Source organism: Pseudomonas mandelii (assembly GCF_002251635.1).
GTDB classification, from domain to species: Bacteria; Pseudomonadota; Gammaproteobacteria; order Pseudomonadales; family Pseudomonadaceae; genus Aquipseudomonas; species Aquipseudomonas mandelii_B.
Genome location: NZ_NMOJ01000164.1, coordinates 1 through 18,675 on the forward strand (window position 1 = coordinate 1; position 18,675 = coordinate 18,675).

Below are 18,675 nucleotides of genomic sequence, written 5' to 3' on the forward strand. Positions count from 1 at the left end.
AAACCCANCAGTTTGTCGTCGCCATCGGCCAGCGCCAGGTAAATCACCGATTCCTTGCGTCGCAGACGTTTTTCAAGGAACGCCCGGGAGGAGTCTGGATAGGCCAGTGAGCCATAAAACTCGCGATATTTGACGAACAACGGGGTCAGCAGGTCCAGGTGTTCGAGGGTCGCTTGAATAATCCGCATCGATAGGTCTCGTCTTCAAGTGGCTGTCTTCACGTGCTCTGACGGCGAACGGTTCTTCACTCGGGCAGCCGTGCATCGATCCTGCCTGAAACCGGAATAGAAACGCAATGCGGAAACGGTTCAGGCATTCGGCGGGCTCAGTAGGAAATTACCTTTCATGTCCGCACCGGCGTCCGACTCCAGCGTCTGAACCTGCGCCTCGTCCTTCAGATTGACCCCCGACAACTGCCGGCGGCACGCCTCGCGCATCAAGTACAGCAGGCGATGCGCGGCCATGCCGTAGCTCAACCCCTCAAGGCGCACATTGGAGATGCAGTTGCGATAGGCGTCGGTCAGGCCGACCTTGGGGTTATAGGTGAAATACAGGCCCAGGCTGTCCGGCGAACTGAGCCCTGGGCGTTCACCGATCAGGATCACCACCATTTTTGCGCCGAGCAGTTCGCCAATCTCGTCAGCCACCGCGACCCGGCCTTGCTCCACCAGCACCACCGGTGAAACGGACCAGCCTTCAGCCTCGATTTGCTCTTGCATCCGCGCCAGAAACGGCAAGGTATGGCGATGAACGGCCAGCGCCGACAAGCCATCGGCGACCACGATCACCAAATCCACACCGCCAGGGTTCGCCTGCGCGTATTCGCGCAGGGTCTGGGCCGACTCATCACTCAACTTTCGCCCCAGATCAGGGCGCTGCAAGTAACTGTCCCGGTTCGTGGCGGCGCTGTGCAGCAGCACACTCTCGCGCCCGGCCTCGGCCAGTTGCGAGCGGAGCCCAGCATGGTCGAACGGCAAGTGCACGGCGTCCCGGGCTTGTGCGTGGGCGTACTGGAAATCCAGCTGCGCGCTGGTGGGGATGCTGGTGCCGGTGCGGCCCAGGGCAATCCGCGCCGGGGTCAGGCGGCGCAGCTCCAGTAGCGGATTCTCTGGATCAACAGGTGGCTTATCCATTTCAACACTCATCCCAGTTGCGCCATCGCTTGGCGGAAGGCTGGCGGCAGGCTGTCGCCGAAGTGAATCTTGCCGTCGGCTTGCGTGAAGATGCCCATTTTCGCCAGCCACTGTTCAAATTCCGGCGCCGGCTTTAAACCCAATGTTTGGCGGGCGTACAGGGCGTCGTGGAACGAGGTGGTCTGGTAGTTGAGCATGATGTCGTCGGAGCCGGGGATGCCCATGATGAAGTTGATCCCGGCCACACCCAGCAGGGTCAGCAGGGTGTCCATGTCGTCCTGGTCGGCTTCGGCGTGGTTGGTGTAGCAAATGTCGCACCCCATCGGCACGCCGAGCAGCTTGCCGCAGAAGTGGTCTTCGAGGCCGGCGCGGATAATCTGCTTGCCGTTGTACAGGTACTCGGGGCCGATAAACCCTACGACGGTGTTCACCAGGAACGGTTTGAAATGCCGCGCCACGGCGTAGGCACGGGTTTCGCAGGTTTGCTGGTCAACGCCAAAGTGCGCGTTGGCCGACAAGGCGCTGCCCTGGCCGGTTTCGAAATACATCAGGTTCTGGCCCAAGGTGCCGCGATTCAGGCTCAAGCCCGCCTCGTAACCTTCCTGCAGCACGCTCAGGCTGATGCCGAAACTGGCGTTGGCGGCCTCGGTGCCGGCAATCGACTGAAACACCAGGTCCAGCGGCACGCCACGGTTAATGGCCTCGATGGAGGTGGTGACGTGGGTCAGCACGCAGGCCTGGGTCGGGATTTCGTAGCGCTGGATGATCGCGTCGAGCATCTCCAGCATGGCGCAGATCGAGGCGATGCTGTCGGTGGCCGGGTTGATGCCGATCATGGCGTCGCCGTTGCCGTAGAGCAGGCCGTCGAGAATGCTCGCNGCAATGCCGGCCGGTTCGTCGGTGGGGTGGTTGGGTTGCAGGCGTGTGGATAACCGCCCGCGCAAGCCCATCGTGCCGCGGAATCTCGTGACCACGCGTATTTTCTGCGCCACCAGCACCAGATCCTGCACGCGCATGATTTTTGAGACCGCGGCGACCATCTCCGGGGTCAGCCCGGGCGCCAGGGCGCGCAGGCTCTGTTCGTTGGCCGCATCGCTGAGCAGCCAGTCGCGGAAGCCGCCGACGGTGAGGTGGCTGACGGTGGTGAACGCGTGTTTGTCGTGCGTGTCGATGATCAGTCGGGTGACTTCATCGGCTTCGTAAGGAATCAATACTTCCTGCAGGAAGTGGGTCAGGGGGATGTCAGCCAAGGCCATTTGAGCGGCCACACGCTCGCCATCGTTGAGGGCGGCGACGCCGGCCAGGAAGTCCCCGGAGCGCGCCGGACTGGCCTTGGCCATCACGTCCTTGAGGCTCGCGAAGCGGTAGGTCTGGGCGCCGACGGAATGGGCAAATGTGGCCATGGGACGGTGTGCAGGCTGTGAGTAAAGCGCCCGCGTCGAGGTTTACGGCAGTTAGTGCAAGGCGGCCTCTGCGGCCTGGATCGCCGCGAATTCCTCTTCCGGCGTGCCTGCTACCAAGTGATGCCGGCTGTAGAAAGCAAAGTAAGCAATTAATACTCCATAGATGATCGCAGCGCCAATCACCACCCGTGGATCCACCAGAAAGCCCGCCACCACGGCCACGCACGCCAGCACCAGCGCCACGCCGGAAGTGAAAATGCCGCCCGGTGTGCGGTACGGACGGTCCATTTTGGGGCGACGGATGCGCAACGTGATGTGCGCGGCCATCATCAGCACGTAGGAAATGGTTGCGCCAAACACCGCCACCAGGATCAGCAAGTCACCCTGGCCGGTCAGCGACAAGCCAAAACCGATGATGCCGGGGATCACCAACGCGAGCACTGGCGCTTTGCTTTTGTTGGTTTGGGACAGTTTGCGCGGCAGGTAACCGGCACGGGACAACGCGAAGATCTGCCGCGAATAGGCGTAGATAATCGAGAAAAAGCTCGCGATCAATCCCGCCAGGCCAACCAGGTTGACGAAGCCGCCCATCCAGGTTGAACCGCCGTAGGAGAGTGCCAGTGCTTCAACCAGCGGGTTGCCCGATTTGATCAGCGCGTAAGTCCCCGCGCCACCCGGTGCAATCACCAGAATCAGCAGGGCAAAACTGGTCAGCACCACAATGGCGCCGATCAGGCCGCGTGGCAGGTCGCGTTTAGGGTTTTTGGTTTCTTCAGCGGCAAATGGCACGCCTTCGACTGCAAGGAAAAACCAGATTGCATAGGGAATCGCCGCCCACACACCGACGTAGCCGAACGGCAGGAACGTGCTGGCGCCCTTGGCCTCGGTCACCGGAATATCCAGCAAGTTGGCGACGTTGAAGTGCGGCACCATCGACACCAGGAACACGCCCAGGGCAATCGCGGCGACGGCGGTAATCACAAACATCAACTTCAAGGCTTCGCCCACGCCGAAGATGTGGATGCCGATAAAGATGATGTAAAACGCCAGGTAAATCATCCAGCCGCCAATGCCGAACAGCGACTCGCAATAAGCGCCGATGAACACCGCGATGGCGGCGGGGGCGATGGCGTATTCGATCAGGATGGCGGTGCCCGTGAGGAACCCGCCCCAAGGGCCAAAAGCGCTGCGGGCAAAACCGTAGCCGCCGCCGGCGGTGGGGATCATCGAAGACAGTTCAGCCAGGGAAAAGCACATGCACAGGTACATGGTGGCCATGAGCAAGGTGGCGAGGAACATGCCGCCCCAGCCACCCTGGGCCAGGCCGAAGTTCCAGCCGGCGTAGTCGCCGGAGATAACATAGGCAACGCCAAGGCCGACTAACAGCACCCAGCCGGCGGCGCCTTTTTTAAGTTCGCGTTGTTGGAAGTAGTCGCTGCCGACTTTTTCGAAGTCGACGGAAGAGCCAGTGGGTTCGCTAGGCATAGGGAAGTACCTTCCATTGTTATTGTTCTAATTCGGCATCTTTGTGCCGAATGCCTGCATCGCAGGCAAGCCAGCTCTCACACTTGAATTGCATTTCAAGTTGAGAACTGGGCGCCTGTTACAGGGTTTAGTTAGAAGAAGCCCAACGGATTAATGTCGTAGCTCACCAGCAAGTTTTTGGTCTGCTGGTAGTGGTCCAACATCATCTTGTGNGTTTCACGCCCGACGCCGGACTTCTTGTAACCGCCGAACGCGGCATGCGCCGGGTACAGGTGGTAGCAGTTNGTCCATACGCGGCCCGCCTTGATCGCACGGCCCATGCGGTAGGCGCGGTTGATGTCGCGGGTCCACACGCCGGCGCCCAGGCCGAACTCGGTGTCGTTGGCGATCGCCAGGGCTTCGGCTTCGTCCTTGAACGTGGTGATGCTCACCACCGGGCCAAAGATTTCTTCCTGGAACACACGCATTTTGTTGGTGCCCTTGAGCAGGGTCGGCTGGATGTAATACCCGGTCGCCATGTCGCCGCTGAGCTTCTCGACCTTGCCGCCGGTCAGCAGTTGCGCGCCTTCGCCCTTGGCGATTTCCAGGTAGGAGAGGATCTTGTCGAATTGCTGCTCGGACGCCTGGGCACCGACCATGGTGTCGGTGTCCAGCGGGTCGCCGCGTTTGATCTGCTCGACCTTTTTCATCACCACTTTCATGAAGTCGTCGTAGATCGACTCTTCCACCAGTGCGCGCGATGGGCAGGTGCACACTTCGCCCTGGTTGAAGAACGCCAGCACCAGGCCTTCGGCAGCCTTTTCGATGAACGAAGGTTCGGCTTTCATGATGTCGGCGAAGAAGATGTTCGGCGACTTGCCGCCCAGCTCGACGGTGGACGGAATAATGTTCTCGGCCGCCGCGTGCATGATGTGCGAGCCCACCGGGGTCGAGCCGGTGAAGGCGATTTTGGCGATGCGTTTGCTGGTGGCCAGGGCTTCGCCGGCTTCTTTGCCGTAACCGTGCACCACGTTCAGCACGCCTGGCGGCAGCAGGTCGCCGATCAGCTCCATCAACACGTTGATGCCCAGCGGGGTTTGCTCGGCCGGCTTGAGCACCACGCAGTTACCGGCGGCCAGGGCCGGCGCCAGTTTCCATGCGGCCATCAGGATCGGGAAGTTCCATGGGATGATCTGCCCGACCACGCCCAGGGGTTCGTGGATGTGATACGCAACAGTATTGCCATCGATTTCGGCGGCGCTGCCTTCCTGGGCACGGATGCAACCGGCGAAGTAGCGGAAATGGTCGGCGGCCAGCGGGATGTCGGCGTTGAGGGTTTCACGCACGGCTTTGCCGTTGTCCCAGGTTTCGGTGATTGCCAGGACTTCCAGGTTTTGTTCGATGCGGTCGGCGATTTTCAGCAGCACCAGCGAGCGCGCCTGGGCGGACGTGGCGCCCCAGGCATCGGCAGCGGCGTGGGCGGCGTCCAGGGCTTTGTCGATGTCTTCGGCCGTGGAGCGCGGGAATTCGGCAATCGGTTGGCCATTCACTGGCGAGGTATTGGTGAAGTACTGACCTTTGACAGGCGCGACGAATTCGCCGCCGATGTAGTTACCGTACTTGGCCTTGAACGAAACGATAGCGCCTTCAGTACCGGGGTGAGCGTAACGCATGGTGATTTCTCCTTGGCTTTTGTACTTATAAGAGAGAGCGCATGTGCGCTTGTTATAAGCGTAGAGCAAAGGTCGGGCCACTGCCTTGCAGGTCAGGCAAATCAAGGCCTTGCGTTGTTTATGTCGGACAGGCGGGTGGCGTCTGTGACGCTATCGATACAGCCCTCGTGACACTTTGTACCGCTTTTGGCACAGGCTGTGACTGGCGGGTCTTGCCAGCATTGCAATGCAGGCTAGGCTGGAGGATGCTCGGGGTCACCTCAACCACGGGTTGCCGAGCCCCGGGGAGAATAATAAGAAATGCACGACAACCATTTGAGTCGCCATGCCCAGCAAGTCTTGACCGTCACTCAGGGAAAGTCCCACCTGCACGGTCCTGGCAGCGACCCGTCCATCGCCCGTTCATGGTTGCGCTGCCTTGAGGATTATCACCTCGACCCCNCCCTGACGATNGCCCCNACAGTGCTTGAGCACGGCCGNCTGCTGGAAAGCCGCGAACGCCTGCAACAAGTGCTGAGCATCGCCGGCAGCGAGATGAACAGCCTGCATCAACAGCTTTCCGGCGCTGGCCATGCGGTGCTGCTCACCGATGCGCGCGGGGTGATCCTCAACTGCGTCACCGCGCCGTCCGAGCGCAAGATTTTCGAGCGCGCCGGGCTGTGGCTGGGTGCGGACTGGAGCGAGGCGTGCGAAGGCACCAACGGCATCGGCACCTGCCTGGTCGAGCGCCAGTCCCTGACGATTCACCGCGATGAGCACTTTCGTGGCCGCCACACCGGCCTGACGTGCTCGGCGAGCCCTGTGTTCGACCCTCACGGCGAGCTGCTGGCGGTGCTCGACGTGTCCTCCGCGCGTCACGAAGTNTCGCGCCAGAGCCAGTTCCACACCATGGCGCTGGTGAACCTGTCGGCGAAGATGATCGAGAGTTGTTACTTCCTGCGTCATTTTGAGAACCACTGGCTGCTGCGCTTTCACTTGCAGGCAGAGTCCGTCGGGTTGTTCAGCGAAGGCTTGCTGGCGTTCGACGGAGAAGGGCGCATTAGCGCGGTCAACCAGAGTGCGTTGAACCTGCTGGGGCANGTTCGCGGCGGCTTGTTGGGGCAGCCGGTCGAGGCGTTTTTCGAGTGTTCGCTGGACCAGTTGCTCGGCCGCGCCAGTGTCAACGCCAGCGCCAGTTGGCCATTGCGCACCCGTGACGGGCGGAGCCTGTTTGCCGTGTTGCGCGGTCAGCCGCGCAGCATTCCGGTGCCGGTGGTGCCAGGCCCGGCGATTGCCTCGCGTCCGCGCCTGTCGGGCATCTGTCTGGGCGATGCCGCGTTGCAGGAAGATTTCCGCAAATCCTTGAGAGTCTTCGAGCGAGACGTGCCGCTGTTGATCAATGGCGAAACCGGTTCCGGCAAAGAGGCCTTCGCCAAAGCCGTGCATCAGGCCAGCTCGCGTGCCGACAACGCCTTCGTCGCTCTCAACTGTGCCGCCATCCCGGAAAACCTGATTGAAAGTGAGTTGTTCGGTTACCGCGGCGGCAGCTTTACCGGCGCGCTGAAAGAAGGTATGCGCGGCAAATTACAGCAAGCCGACGGCGGCACGCTGTTTCTCGATGAGATTGGCGACATGCCGTTGGCGTTGCAAACCCGGCTNTTAAGGGTGCTGGAAGATCGTCAGGTGGTGCCGATTGGCGGCGAGCCGGAGTCGGTCAATGTGCGGATCATCAGTGCCACTCACCGTAATTTGCTGGAACGGGTGCAGGACGGCAGCTTCCGTGAGGATTTGTATTACCGGCTCAATGGGTTGGAGATCGCATTGCCGGCCTTGCGTGAGCGCAGTGATAAATCGCAGTTGCTTGATTTTCTGCTGGCCGAAGAGGCGGGCGCAGAGACGGTGCTGATCGATGGACCGGCCCGGCAAGCCTTGCTGGGCTTCGCGTGGCCGGGGAACGTGCGGCAGTTGCGCAATGTGCTGCGCACCTTGGCGGCGTTGTGTGACGGCGGGCGGATCGGGCTGGAGGATTTGCCGGTGATGATTCGTCAGGTTCGGCCGGTGCCGGTTGTGGCCGTTGAAGAGCCTTCCGAACATCCGCTGGATGATGCCGAGCGGCTGGCGTTGCTCAATGTGCTGGAACAAACCCGTTGGCACATGACGCATACCGCCGAACAGCTCGGTGTCAGCCGTAACACTCTCTATCGCAAGCTGCGTAAGCACGGCATCGCCCGGTAAACCACGTCGTGGCCAATCGCGGGCAAGCCCGCTCCCACACTTATGTAGTTCACAGTATTCAGGCATGGCACAAGACCTGTGGGAGCGGGCTTGCCCGCGATTGGCGTCCGTGAGACCGAAACACAAGGTGCGATTTTCCCCTCCCTACGCTAACCTGCGGCCATGTTTTACGAGGTCGACTATGCANATTCATATTCTCGGTATCTGCGGCACATTCATGGGCTCGATGGCGGTTCTGGCCAAAGAATTGGGCCATCACGTCACCGGCTCCGATGCCAACGTTTACCCGCCCATGAGCACGCAACTACAAGCCCAGGGTATTGAGTTGACCCAAGGCTACGATCCTTCGCAATTCGACCCGGTCCCGGACCTGGTGGTGATCGGCAACGCCATGTCCCGTGGCAATCCGGCCGTCGAGTACGTGTTGAACAAAGGCCTGCCCTATGTTTCCGGTCCGCAATGGCTGGCCGACCATGTGCTGCAAGGCCGTTGGGTGCTCGCGGTGGCCGGTACTCACGGCAAGACCACCACCAGCAGCATGCTGGCCTGGGTGCTGGAACACGCCGGCATGAGCCCGGGCTTTCTGATTGGCGGTGTGCCGCAAAACTTCTCGGTGTCGGCGCGTTTGGGCGATACACCGTTTTTCGTGATTGAGGCGGATGAATACGACAGCGCTTTCTTCGACAAGCGCTCCAAGTTCGTCCATTACCGCCCGCGCACCGCGATCCTGAACAACCTCGAGTTCGATCACGCNGACATCTTCCCCGATTTGCCCGCCATCGAGCGGCAGTTCCACCATTTGGTGCGCACCATCCCGAGTGAAGGCCTGGTGATCCACCCGACCACCGAGCCTGCCTTGCAGCGGGTGATCGAGATGGGCTGCTGGACCCCCGTGCAAACNACCGGTGCTGGCGGTCAGTGGCAGGTCAAGTTGCTCAGCGAAGACGGCTCCAGGTTTGAAGTGNTGTTCGAAGGCGAAGCACAGGGCATTGTCGAGTGGGACATGACCGGCCAGCACAACGTCGCGAATGCCTTGGCCACATTGGCGGCCGCTCGCCACGTCGGCGTTGTACCGTCGATGGGCATCGCTGCATTGAGCGCCTTCAAAAGCGTGAAACGCCGGATGGAGAAAGTCGCCGAGGTTCGCGGNATCACCATCTACGACGACTTTGCTCACCACCCGACGGCGATTGCGACGACCCTCGACGGCTTGCGCAAACGCATCGGTGATGCGCCGTTGATTGCGATCATCGAGCCGCGCTCCAACTCCATGAAGCTTGGCGCTCACCGCGACGGCTTGCCGGAAAGCGTGGTCGATGCCGATCAAGTGATCTGGTACGCCCCCTCCAACCTCGGTTGGGACCTGGGCGCGACCGCTGCGCTGTGCACCGTGCCATCGATCGTCAGCGATTCCCTGGAAGGCATCATCGAGCGCGTGAAGAGTCAGGCCAGGCCCGGCACCCATGTGGTGGTCATGAGCAACGGCGGTTTCGGCGGCCTGCACGGCAAGCTGGCCGAGGCGTTGAAATGAACAATGGCCCGGAACGCATCACCCTCGCGATGACCGGCGCTTCGGGCGCCCAGTACGGTTTACGTCTGCTCGACTGCCTGGTGCGCGAAGACCGCGAGGTGCATTTTCTGATCTCCAAGGCCGCGCAACTGGTGCTGGCCACCGAGACCGATGTTGCGCTGCCGCCCAAGGTGCAGATGATGCAGGCGTTCCTCACCGAATACACCGGTGCGGCGGCGGGTCAGATCAAGGTTTATGGTAAAGAGGACTGGATGTCGCCAGTGGCCTCCGGCTCGGGCGCACCGGCGGCGATGGTGGTGGTGCCATGTTCCACCGGCACCTTGTCGGCGATTGCCACCGGTGCCTGCAACAACCTGATCGAGCGTGCGGCGGACGTGACCTTGAAGGAGCGTCGCCAGTTGATCCTGGTACCGCGCGAGGCGCCGTATTCGAGTATCCACCTGGAGCACATGCTCAAGTTGTCGAACATGGGCGTGACCATTTTGCCGGCATCGCCCGGGTTCTATCATCAGCCGCAGACCATCGATGACTTGGTGGACTTCGTCGTGGCGCGGATTCTCAACCTGCTGAATATCCCGCAAGACATGCTGCCGCGCTGGGGCGAACACCATTTGAGCAGCGATGAATAAGCTGCTGATTGTTCTGCTGGCCCTGCAATTGGCGGGCTGCGCCACGGCGCGCACGCTGGATGCCGCGCAGCCTGGCGCACCNGTGGTGTACGCGGGGACGCGTCTGGATTTGTATGCCATGAATGGCGGTTGCTGCGCGATGGACCGGTTCGGCGCCGAAGCGCCGAGCTACCCCGGCGTCGACCTGCCGGCCAGCGCGTTGCTCGACACGCTGTTGTTGCCGTTGTCATTGCTGACGGTGATCGGGGTGAGTTTCCAGGCGACGGGTGGTCTCTAACTGATCGTTCCCACGCGGAGCGTGGGAACGATCTTTGTGGGGCTTTATTTGCCTAGCTTGACGGGTGGTCTCTAACTGATCGTTCCCACGCGGAGCGTGGGAACGATCTTTGTGGGGCTTTATTTGCCTAGCTTGCGCAACTCATCCGACTCGACNACCCGCACGCCGTCCTGCTCTTCCAGCGCCAGGCGCCACATGGCACGGGCCAGTTCGCAGACTTCAATGCCGNGATATTTGCCGGGGATCAAGCGCGACAACGGTCCGACAAGTTGCTCGACCGTGCGCGGTTCGAGTCGTTCGCCCAGCAACATGGAAGGTCGGCAAATGGTCAGCTGCGGCCAGTCCTGCGCGCGCAATGCGTATTCCATCTCGCCTTTGACCTTGTTGTAGAAAACCGAGGATCTGCGATCGGCCCCCAAGGCACTGATCACGATCAGGTGCCGGGCACCCATTTCCCGTGCGCGCTTGGCGAAGGCCACCACCATGTCCAGGTCGACAGCGCGAAAGGCGNNTTCCGAGCCGGCCTGTTTGATCGTGGTGCCGAGGCAGCAGTAGGCGATGTCGACGCGACCGTTCAGTTGCGGCAGAAACACTGCAGGGTCGCCGACCGGGTTTTCCAGATGGGGATGCTCAGCCAGCGGCCGGCGTGAGGGGGCCAGTACCCTTGAAATCGTTGGCTCATTGAGCAGGCGATCAAGCAAATGTTCACCGGTTAATCCGGTAGCTCCGGCAAGCAATACATGCTGAGGCGTCAAGTACATAGTGTTTCCCCCTTGATACTGTTCAGCTTAGTTGCTCTTTGCGTCCTTGCTGCTGATAGAGACACTTTGTAGCGCTTTTCGTGCCTGCTGTTTGCGTAAGAGTTGCCAGTGCGAGAGGACCGTTTTCGGCGCCCAGAGCTGCGGTTCAGAGGCTTCGAAGCCGTCAGCGAGCTCACGCTCTGCCACCGTCGCCTTGGCCAGCTTGAAGGCTTGCTCCAGGTCGTCGGTCTGGTTCAGCGCCTGGGCGAACAGCGCGTCGCCGAAGTAGGTGAAGTTGGCTTCCTCCGAGCAACCGAAGGACACCCGATCAGCGCGGGAAGCGGTCATGATCAGCGTGCGTTCATCCTTGAGCGCGGGGATGAAGCCGCCGGAATAGCAGGACGAAATCACCACGATCTTGTCGCGATTTTTCAGCGGCGCTAGGACGGCGGCGAGTTCGTCGGCCGGCAGGTCGGCCAACTCCATGCGCGGCTGATCGAGCACCAGTTCATGTTCGCTGCTGCCATGGCTGGTCAGGTAGATGAAGATCAAGTCTTCCGGGCCACTGCGTTCGGCCAGGGTCATCGCGGCGCGGCGCAGGTTTTCCCGGGTGGCCATCGGCCGGTCGACGAGGTGATCGCGATGGTTCACCAGGCGAATCTGCCCGCGCGCACCGAAGCGGGTGGCGAGCATGTTGCTGACGTAATCGGCCTCACGCAGGAACACGCTCTGCTTGCCGTCGCCGCCCAGGGTCAAGGTGTACAGCTCGACCATCGGGGTCGAGGCTGGCACGTTGGACAGAGCGTCATCGAGTAACCGGCCCTGGGCCAGCAAGCCGAGCTCCAGGGTGTCGGGCAGCAACTTGCCGTCGGCATCGCGAACACGCTGGCCATTGATCCACGTTCCGCTTTGCACCGTGCCATCGGCGAGCACCAGAGTGCCGCGCCCCGAGTAGCTGTCACTGTCGAACTGGCCGATGTAGAAGCTGCCGTCGGGCAGGTTCAATCGACCCTGGCCGGTAAAGCGCCAGTCGCTGAACTGGCCGATATAATGGCTGCCGTCAGCGCCGATCAACTCGCCCTTGCCGTTCAGCGAGCCTTCCTTGAACTGGCCCAGCCAGACATCGCCGTCGGCGTTTTCGTAGCGGCCCTTGCCGTGCAGTTGATTGTTCTTGAAGNGGCCGACATAGATATCGCCGTCGGCGCTGTTGAAGGTGCCGTTGCCTTCGAGCTGGCCGTCGACAAAGTGGCCGCTGAACTGGTTGCCACTGTCGTCGTTGCGCTGGCCTTCACCGTTGGGTTTGCCGTTGGCGAACTGACCCTGATAGGAACTGCCGTCATCGAGTTCGAGACGCCCAAGCCCTGAATATTGATCGGCCTTGAACTCACCGCGATAGGTCATCGCGTTTTCTTTGAGTGTGCCTTCACCGTCACGGCGGCCGAGTTTGAATCCGCCGGTGTAGCTGCTGCCGCTGGTGGTCAGTGTGCCCTTGCCGTCGAACAGGCCTTGATGGAACTGGCCTTTATAAACCTCGCCGTTGCTGCCATGCCATTCGCCCTGGCCGTGCCACTGGCCTTTGTCGAACTGGCCGGCGTACCAACTGCCGTTGGGGTAGTCCACGCGGCCCTGGCCTTGCAGCAAACCATTGACCACATCGCCACGGTAGCGGCCGCCGTCGGGCAGGCGCGCATCGGGCGGCAACAGCGATTCGCCGTCTCCGCAAGCGGTGAGCAACAGGGCAAGGGCAAGGGGAGCAAGTGAGCGCATAGCGGGATCCGGGCAATTATGCGACGGAGTATGCCGCAGCTATGTGTCGCATTTATAGAGACACGGCAGAGACACGGCGCGAAACAGCGTGAGCTGTTTCGCAATCAGGCTTGTGTCAGACGAAACAGAGGGACAGCGGCTCGGCGATATACGCCGGTTTGTCCGATCCTTCGATTTCAAGGGTGGCGGTGGCTTTGAGCAGCCATTGGCCGGGTTTTTTCTCGATGACTTCGTTCATGTCGACTTTAAGACGAACCCTGGAGTTGACTTTCACTGGCTGGATGAAGCGCACGCTGTCCAGGCCGTAGTTGACCACCATCTTCAGGCCTTCGGGCATGATCAGGATGTCTTCCATGAGCTTGGGCATCAGCGACAGCGACAGGAAACCGTGGGCGATGGTGCTGCCNAATGGCGTTTGCGCGGCTTTGACCGGGTCGACGTGGATGAACTGATAATCGCCTGTGGCTTCTGCGAACAGGTTGATACGCGCCTGGTCGATGGTGAGCCATTCGGAACGTCCCAGTTCCTTGCCGACATAATCTTTGAGTTCTGCAACGGGAACATAGGGCATTGAGACTCTCCTTGGGTTTCATCGGATTTATAGTTTTTCGAGTGGGGGGATTTGACCTCCCTGTGAACCACTTTAGATCAACATGGCAAATTGCTCCGGTCAACTGACCATGCTTTTGGCGAATGCCGATCCATAGCGTTGACGTGCTTATAATGCCCGGCCCCTTTTTGGTGGGGAGCGCGTGCGGGAGATGCTGGATGTTGTTACGTGGCCTGACCTGGCTGGTGCTGTTCCAATTGCTGGGCACAGCCATCAACCATTTGTTTTTACCGGTACTGCCGGGGCCGATTGTCGGCCTGCTGCTGTTGTTGGTGTACCTGATTTCACGCGGGCAAGTCGGTGAGCCCTTGAGCCTGGCCGCCAGCAGCCTGTTGCGTTATTTGCCGTTGCTGCTGGTGCCGCCGGCGGTGGGCGTGATGGTGTATGCCAAGGACATCGCCGCGGACTTCTGGGCCATTGTCGGCGCACTGGTGTTGTCGCTGGTGCTGTCCATGGCGTTTGCCGGGGTGCTGATGCAGCGCATGGTCAAACGTCATGCCCATCGCGGAGATCGCCCATGATCCTCGATTGGCAAGGAGCGCTGGACTCGGTGATTCATCACCCGTTGTTCGGCATCGGCATTACGTTGGGCGCTTATCAGCTGGTGCTGGCGGCCTTCGAAAAAACCCGCTGGATCTTTCTGCAACCGGTGCTGGTCTCCATGCTGTTGGTGATCGGCGTGCTGACGGTATGTGGGATCACCTTTGCCGAGTACCGCAAGAGCACCGAGATCCTAAGCATCCTGCTCGGGCCCGCGACCGTGGCCCTGGCGGTGCCGCTCTTTTTGAACCTGCGGCGGATTCGCCAATTGTTCTGGCCGATTTTTACTACGCTGGTGATAGGCGGTGTGGTGGCTACCGGCTTGTGCGTCTTGCTGGGCTGGTGGTTTGGCGCCGAACACAGGATGCTGATGACCATGGCGCCCAAGTCGGTTACCTCACCGATTGCCATGCTGGTGGCCGAGCAGATCGGCGGCGTCGCGGCGTTGGCCGCGGTGTTCGTGTTGATCACCGGCGTGATCGGTGCGATCTTCGGGCCGAGTCTGTTGACCCGGCTGGGCGTGCACAGCCCTGAAGCCCGGGGCATGGCGCTGGGCATGACCGCCCATGCGGTCGGTACTTCGGTGGCCTTGCAGGAAAGTGAAGAGTGCGGCGCCTTCGCGGCGCTGGCGATGAGTCTGATGGGCGTGGCCACGGCAGTTTTCCTGCCGTTGGCGGTGTCGATGGTGGTGTAAGGAAATGTCTATGAGCTTGCCGCTTTTTCCGCTGAACACAGTGCTGTTTCCTGGCTGCATCCTCGATTTGCAACTGTTCGAGGCGCGCTACCTGGACATGATCAGCCGCTGCATGAAACAGGGCGGCGGCTTCGGCGTGGTGTGCATTCTCGACGGCGAAGAAGTGGGCATCGCACCGGAGGGCTATGCGCTGGTCGGCTGCGAAGCGTTGATCACTGATTTCAAACAACAGGACAACGGCCTGCTGGGGATTCGCGTGCAGGGCGGGCGGCGTTTTCATGTGTTGCGCACCGAGGTGCAGCGCGATCAATTGACCGTCGCTGACGTCGAGTGGCTGGAAGACGAACCTGAACAGCCGCTGCAGGATGAGGATGCGGACTTGGTCGCCCTGCTCAAAGCCTTGGCCGAACACCCGATGGTCGAGGCGTTGAACATGGGCACCGAAGCGACCGGGCAACAGTCCTTGGCCAATCAGTTGGCCTACCTGTTGCCATTTGCCGAACTGGACAAGATCGACCTGCTGCAACTCGACGATCCCCAGCAGCGACTGGATGCGATTCAGGCGTTGCTGGATGAGTTGCAGGGCGAGTTGTTTGCCTGATCAGTAGGCATACCGCAACATCGCATGCGGCAGATGTCGCAATGCAAAGCTCAGTCAGTAGTTTGCAGTTATTCGCATGGAGCGGATAACGGTTAACTATATGGATGTGGTTATGACGCTATATGAAGATGAATGGATGTTCTGGGATGATATTGCCGGGCGCTATATTTTAAAGCACGCGAGCAACGATCCGAATACGGCTAATATTATTGATGCCGCTGCTTACTATGCCGACTCAATGGTTGTCGCTCGACGTAAGCGCAAGCGCGTAAAACTTCCAGTCTCCGGTACTGCCGTCGATACTTCAAACGCTCCGACGGCTCTTTAGTACACGACTTATAAACTATTCGGCAACGGACTGGGTTTTGCGCGTCTTGCTGAAAAAAATTGAGTGAACAGCATCTTGAGGTGATTGATGTCCCTGGAAAATCAAAGCAGTGCATTTACCGCTAATCTTTACGTCAACGGCACGCCGGTGGTGCTCAACCAGCAGCGCCTGAAGCTTAGGCTGCGTGACCCGCGAATCACCCGGCGCGAACGCCTGGACGTGGAGGTGGCATTGGCGAGTGACGACAGCACAAGTATTCTGACGCTCGCCGATCATGAGGATGACAAGCCTCTATTGTTGAAGTTTGTGCCCAAGGCTGGCAAGTATGAAGTGCTGGCCGTTATTCGAGGCGCCTATGAAGGTGGTCATTTGACGGTTAATGTCGGAACCCGTCATCTATATATGAATAGCGGTTCGGAAGGTGCCAGGTTTTCGATACGTAAGCATGGGGTGGACCAAGCGAGTTTTGATGATTTTGCTGCCGGTCCAGGGTATGTGCAGCTCGTGAGTGAGCTTAATGGTCGGCCGCTCTATCTGGCAAACGACAAGGGGAAAGTGCATTTTAAAGATGTTGATCCTAATACCTCCAAGCATGATGCGTTCAACAATGATCCCGTCAACTTCGTGATCAAGATTGTTGATAAGCCGGGTGAGGAGCGCAAATAAAAAAAATGCGATTCAGGCGTTGCTGGATGAGTTGCAGGGCGAGTTGTTTGCCTGATCAGTAGGCATACCGCAACATCGCATGCGGCAGATGTCGCAATGCAAAGAACCCGAACAGCGCCACCATCGCCGGCAATACCAGCCACCAGACCTTGGGCGGCATGGCATTGAGCGGTGTCTGACGCTGGCTCAGCCATAAGCTGGCGGCGCACACGCAGGCCGCCAGCATTGCGCCAGCCAGTATATCCGTCGGCCAGTGCGCGCCCAGGTACACCCGGGACAGGGCAATCGCCAGGGCCGGCAGACAACCCAGCAGCAACCAGGTCAGGCGCATCCGTGGCGGCTGACCGCGACCGGCCAGCACGGCGAGGGTCAGGAACAACGCGAAGGAACCCGAAGCGTGGCCGCTGGGCATGCTGTAGCTGGTCAGCGGATCGCTGAGTACTTCCGGGCGCACGCGGGCAAAAAATTGCTTGGTAAACGTGTTGCCGAGGGCGGTGAAGAGTAGGGTGCCGCCAGCGAAAATCGCCTGGCGCCACTGCCGGGTGAGCAACAGCAATCCGGTCAGCAGGGCGCTGAACACCAGCATGTTGCGGAACTCGCCGATCAGCGTGAAGGTGACGGCCACTTCATCGAGCATCGGGCTGCGGTGTTCCTGGACCAGGGTCATCACACCCTGATCGAGTGCGGTCAGGTGCGGGTAGCCGATAAACAGGCCTGCCAGAATCAGAAAGCTCATGCCGGCAATCAGCACCGTCGCTTTACGATGGCGGCGCATGCTGCTGGTAATGCTCAAACCCACCATGACGGCGATGCTGCCGGCGACGATCCCTGCCTCAGGCCAGAAACCGTCGGGCAATGGCAAGCGAATCGCCGCGCCCGTGGCCCAGCCGGGCAGCAAGTAAGCGACGCTCCAGCCCGCGGCGGCCAGCAAACTGACAGCGGCGAAACGCGGGAAAGGCATGTCGAACATCCCGGCGACCATCGGCAGCATCGGGCGCAGCGGGCCGATAAAGCGTCCGACCAACAAGCTGGCAATTCCGTAGCGCTGGAAATACGCCTCGGCGCCGGCGATCCATTCCGGATGGTGGCGCAACCCCGGCAGGCGCCGGATGTTCTGGTGGAAATGTCGACCGATGAAGTACGAAACGATGTCGCCCAGCACGCCGGCGGCAAACCCCAGCAATAGCGTTTCGCTCAATGACAGCGCCCCGCTGCCGGCCAGTACCGCGACGGCGAACAGCAACACCGTGCCGGGCACGATCAGCCCGGCAATCGCCAGGCATTCCACGAATGCAACTATGAACACCGCCGCGGCCAGCCATTGCGGGTTAGCCGCCAGCCAACCGGTCACGCTATCGAGCCATGGGCCCATAAAAACAACTCCCTCTGATGTTCATTGGTCCCACAGGGGGATATTCATTGTTCAAGTCAGCAAAAAATAATCGCGACCTTGAGCCTGCTCGCGATAGCGGACTGACATTCGAGCCATGGGCCCATAAAAACAACTCCCTCTGATGTTCATTGGTCCCACAGGGGGATATTCATTGTTCAAGTCAGCAAAAAATAATCGCGACCTTCGACCTGCCCCCGTCGCAGCGGGTTCCGCGTGCAATATGGCGCGTAAGCCGCATCGACGAAGCGATACATCAAATGTTCATCGCGTCCGTGGGGAATGCCCAGGCGCGTGGTCTGGATGATGTGAGCAGGCGCCGTGCCGACGTCTTCGACCAGCAACACTTCATGGTCAAAACGCTTGGCATCCCAGACGGGCACCTTCAACCCCAGCGACTTGCACAACAACGTCTGCCCGGCGCAGAGCTTTTGCGAGAGGCGAGGGCGACCCTGGGCGTCGGGATTGTTCAACAGCATCTGCGCCAGGCTCGCCGGCCCGCTTAATTCGTCGACCCATGGATAGGCGGATTTGATCAGCACCGCGTTGCCCGGCCCCTGGGCGCTGAAGTTCAGGGAATCGCCACCGCGGGCGTAATACATGTAGATGTGGCCGCCATCCAGAAACAAAGCTTTACGCTTTTCTGTGTAGCCAAGCGACGCATGGCTGCCTTTTTCGGCCACGTAATAGGCCTCGGTTTCGATAATCCGGGCGCTCAGCCACAGGTCGCCGACCCGATGACGAATGACCTTGCCCAGTAAATCCCGGGCCAGGGTTTGCGCGTCGCGGTCGAAAAATGCGTCCGGGAGCCCCGTGGGCAGGCGTGCGGCGGACGCTCGAACAGTCAGGTTGGACATGATGAACGGTGTTTATCAAGGCTGATTGAGTCGTGATGATAACAATTTGCAGCTTAATCCCGGCTGAACGTCGGCAAATTGCCCTCCATTTCGACCATCCGCCCGTCACCGCTGTTAGTCCCGGGACGCGACAGCTATAATCTGCCGCTTTCCTCTTT

Annotated in this window: 18 protein-coding genes and 1 pseudogene; 9 read left to right on the forward strand and 10 right to left on the reverse strand. The window is 60.3% G+C overall.

The window, feature by feature from the left end:
• The 5 genes and pseudogenes from B7L09_RS20985 to exaC form a co-directional block, all read right to left on the reverse strand.
• Positions 1-188 (reverse strand): annotated as a pseudogene (locus B7L09_RS20985) (GNAT family N-acetyltransferase); the annotation flags it as partial.
• Between the two features lie 120 nt (positions 189-308).
• The gene (gene eutC / locus B7L09_RS20990; protein ID WP_176457741.1) at positions 309-1,133 is read right to left on the reverse strand and encodes an ethanolamine ammonia-lyase subunit EutC; all 825 of its coding nucleotides are present in this window, start codon (positions 1,131-1,133) and stop codon (positions 309-311) included.
• 8 nt (positions 1,134-1,141) lie between these two features.
• A complete protein-coding gene (locus B7L09_RS20995; protein WP_094470448.1) occupies positions 1,142-2,536 on the reverse strand; it encodes an ethanolamine ammonia-lyase subunit EutB in 1,395 nt (464 codons plus the stop codon).
• Between the two features lie 51 nt (positions 2,537-2,587).
• Positions 2,588-4,021, reverse strand: coding sequence for an ethanolamine permease (eat, locus tag B7L09_RS21000; RefSeq protein ID WP_064454301.1), 1,434 nt, complete (start codon positions 4,019-4,021; stop codon positions 2,588-2,590).
• A gap of 131 nt (positions 4,022-4,152) precedes the next feature.
• Positions 4,153-5,673 carry an acetaldehyde dehydrogenase ExaC gene (gene exaC, locus B7L09_RS21005; protein ID WP_094470449.1) on the reverse strand — a complete coding sequence of 507 codons (1,521 nt, stop codon included), beginning with the start codon at positions 5,671-5,673 and terminating at the stop codon, positions 4,153-4,155.
• A 300-nt stretch (positions 5,674-5,973) separates the two neighbouring features.
• Between exaC and B7L09_RS21010 the strand changes: the two genes are divergently transcribed.
• From B7L09_RS21010 to B7L09_RS21025, 4 genes are all read left to right on the forward strand, one after another.
• Positions 5,974-7,887: a sigma-54-dependent Fis family transcriptional regulator gene (locus tag B7L09_RS21010; protein WP_094470450.1), complete on the forward strand. Its 1,914-nt coding sequence runs from the start codon at positions 5,974-5,976 to the stop codon at positions 7,885-7,887.
• Positions 7,888-8,068: 181 nt separating this feature from the next.
• Complete coding sequence (gene mpl, locus B7L09_RS21015) at positions 8,069-9,418, forward strand: UDP-N-acetylmuramate:L-alanyl-gamma-D-glutamyl-meso-diaminopimelate ligase (protein ID WP_094470451.1); 1,350 nt, start codon at positions 8,069-8,071, stop codon at positions 9,416-9,418.
• The gene (gene ubiX / locus B7L09_RS21020) at positions 9,415-10,047 is read left to right on the forward strand and encodes a flavin prenyltransferase UbiX (RefSeq protein ID WP_094470452.1); all 633 of its coding nucleotides are present in this window, start codon (positions 9,415-9,417) and stop codon (positions 10,045-10,047) included. The genes mpl and ubiX overlap by 4 nt, the downstream gene beginning before the upstream one ends.
• On the forward strand, positions 10,040-10,324 hold the full coding sequence (locus B7L09_RS21025; protein WP_094470453.1) for a YceK/YidQ family lipoprotein: 285 nt from the start codon (positions 10,040-10,042) through the stop codon (positions 10,322-10,324). The genes ubiX and B7L09_RS21025 overlap by 8 nt, the downstream gene beginning before the upstream one ends.
• Before the next feature lie 119 nt (positions 10,325-10,443).
• Here B7L09_RS21025 and B7L09_RS21030 read toward each other — a convergent pair whose 3' ends face one another.
• The 3 genes from B7L09_RS21030 to B7L09_RS21040 form a co-directional block, all read right to left on the reverse strand.
• Complete coding sequence (locus B7L09_RS21030) at positions 10,444-11,085, reverse strand: oxidoreductase (RefSeq protein ID WP_094470454.1); 642 nt, start codon at positions 11,083-11,085, stop codon at positions 10,444-10,446.
• Between the two features lie 27 nt (positions 11,086-11,112).
• Positions 11,113-12,831 (reverse strand): C13 family peptidase, encoded by a 1,719-nt coding sequence (locus B7L09_RS21035; protein ID WP_094470455.1) that lies wholly within the window; start codon positions 12,829-12,831, stop codon positions 11,113-11,115.
• Between the two features lie 115 nt (positions 12,832-12,946).
• Positions 12,947-13,402, reverse strand: a complete 456-nt coding sequence (locus B7L09_RS21040; RefSeq protein WP_094470456.1) for a MaoC family dehydratase — start codon at positions 13,400-13,402, stop codon at positions 12,947-12,949.
• Between the two features lie 197 nt (positions 13,403-13,599).
• Here B7L09_RS21040 and B7L09_RS21045 point away from each other — a divergent pair, with 197 nt between their 5' ends.
• The 5 genes from B7L09_RS21045 (at position 13,600) to B7L09_RS21065 (ending at position 16,270) form a co-directional block, all read left to right on the forward strand.
• The gene (locus B7L09_RS21045; protein ID WP_094470457.1) at positions 13,600-13,962 is read left to right on the forward strand and encodes a CidA/LrgA family protein; all 363 of its coding nucleotides are present in this window, start codon (positions 13,600-13,602) and stop codon (positions 13,960-13,962) included.
• A complete protein-coding gene (locus B7L09_RS21050; protein WP_094470458.1) occupies positions 13,959-14,675 on the forward strand; it encodes an LrgB family protein in 717 nt (238 codons plus the stop codon). The genes B7L09_RS21045 and B7L09_RS21050 overlap by 4 nt, the downstream gene beginning before the upstream one ends.
• A 10-nt stretch (positions 14,676-14,685) precedes the next feature.
• A complete protein-coding gene (locus B7L09_RS21055; RefSeq protein ID WP_094470459.1) occupies positions 14,686-15,276 on the forward strand; it encodes an LON peptidase substrate-binding domain-containing protein in 591 nt (196 codons plus the stop codon).
• 112 nt (positions 15,277-15,388) lie between these two features.
• Entirely contained in the window at positions 15,389-15,604 is a 216-nt protein-coding gene (locus tag B7L09_RS21060; RefSeq protein ID WP_102594344.1) for a hypothetical protein, read from the forward strand.
• An 87-nt stretch (positions 15,605-15,691) separates the two neighbouring features.
• Positions 15,692-16,270: a hypothetical protein gene (locus B7L09_RS21065; protein WP_010467358.1), complete on the forward strand. Its 579-nt coding sequence runs from the start codon at positions 15,692-15,694 to the stop codon at positions 16,268-16,270.
• Positions 16,271-16,325: 55 nt separating this feature from the next.
• Here B7L09_RS21065 and B7L09_RS21070 read toward each other — a convergent pair whose 3' ends face one another.
• Positions 16,326-17,642: a bifunctional DedA family/phosphatase PAP2 family protein gene (locus tag B7L09_RS21070; protein ID WP_094470460.1), complete on the reverse strand. Its 1,317-nt coding sequence runs from the start codon at positions 17,640-17,642 to the stop codon at positions 16,326-16,328.
• Between the two features lie 176 nt (positions 17,643-17,818).
• Positions 17,819-18,517: a DNA-3-methyladenine glycosylase gene (locus B7L09_RS21075; protein ID WP_094470461.1), complete on the reverse strand. Its 699-nt coding sequence runs from the start codon at positions 18,515-18,517 to the stop codon at positions 17,819-17,821.
• Positions 18,518-18,675: the final 158 nt, after the last annotated feature.

Excerpts from the sequence above, each read along its gene's own strand:
- eutC (WP_176457741.1), bottom strand. The coding sequence starts at position 1,133 with ATGGATAAGCCACCTGTTGATCCAGAGAATCCGCTACTGGAGCTGCGC.
- eat (WP_064454301.1), bottom strand. The coding sequence starts at position 4,021 with ATGCCTAGCGAACCCACTGGCTCTTCCGTCGACTTCGAAAAAGTCGGC.
- ubiX (WP_094470452.1), top strand. The coding sequence starts at position 9,415 with ATGAACAATGGCCCGGAACGCATCACCCTCGCGATGACCGGCGCTTCG.
- B7L09_RS21045 (WP_094470457.1), top strand. The coding sequence starts at position 13,600 with ATGTTGTTACGTGGCCTGACCTGGCTGGTGCTGTTCCAATTGCTGGGC.
- B7L09_RS21050 (WP_094470458.1), top strand. The coding sequence starts at position 13,959 with ATGATCCTCGATTGGCAAGGAGCGCTGGACTCGGTGATTCATCACCCG.
- B7L09_RS21055 (WP_094470459.1), top strand. The coding sequence starts at position 14,686 with ATGAGCTTGCCGCTTTTTCCGCTGAACACAGTGCTGTTTCCTGGCTGC.
- B7L09_RS21060 (WP_102594344.1), top strand. The coding sequence starts at position 15,389 with ATGACGCTATATGAAGATGAATGGATGTTCTGGGATGATATTGCCGGG.
- B7L09_RS21065 (WP_010467358.1), top strand. The coding sequence starts at position 15,692 with ATGTCCCTGGAAAATCAAAGCAGTGCATTTACCGCTAATCTTTACGTC.
- B7L09_RS21070 (WP_094470460.1), bottom strand. The coding sequence starts at position 17,642 with ATGGGCCCATGGCTCGATAGCGTGACCGGTTGGCTGGCGGCTAACCCG.
- B7L09_RS21075 (WP_094470461.1), bottom strand. The coding sequence starts at position 18,517 with ATGTCCAACCTGACTGTTCGAGCGTCCGCCGCACGCCTGCCCACGGGG.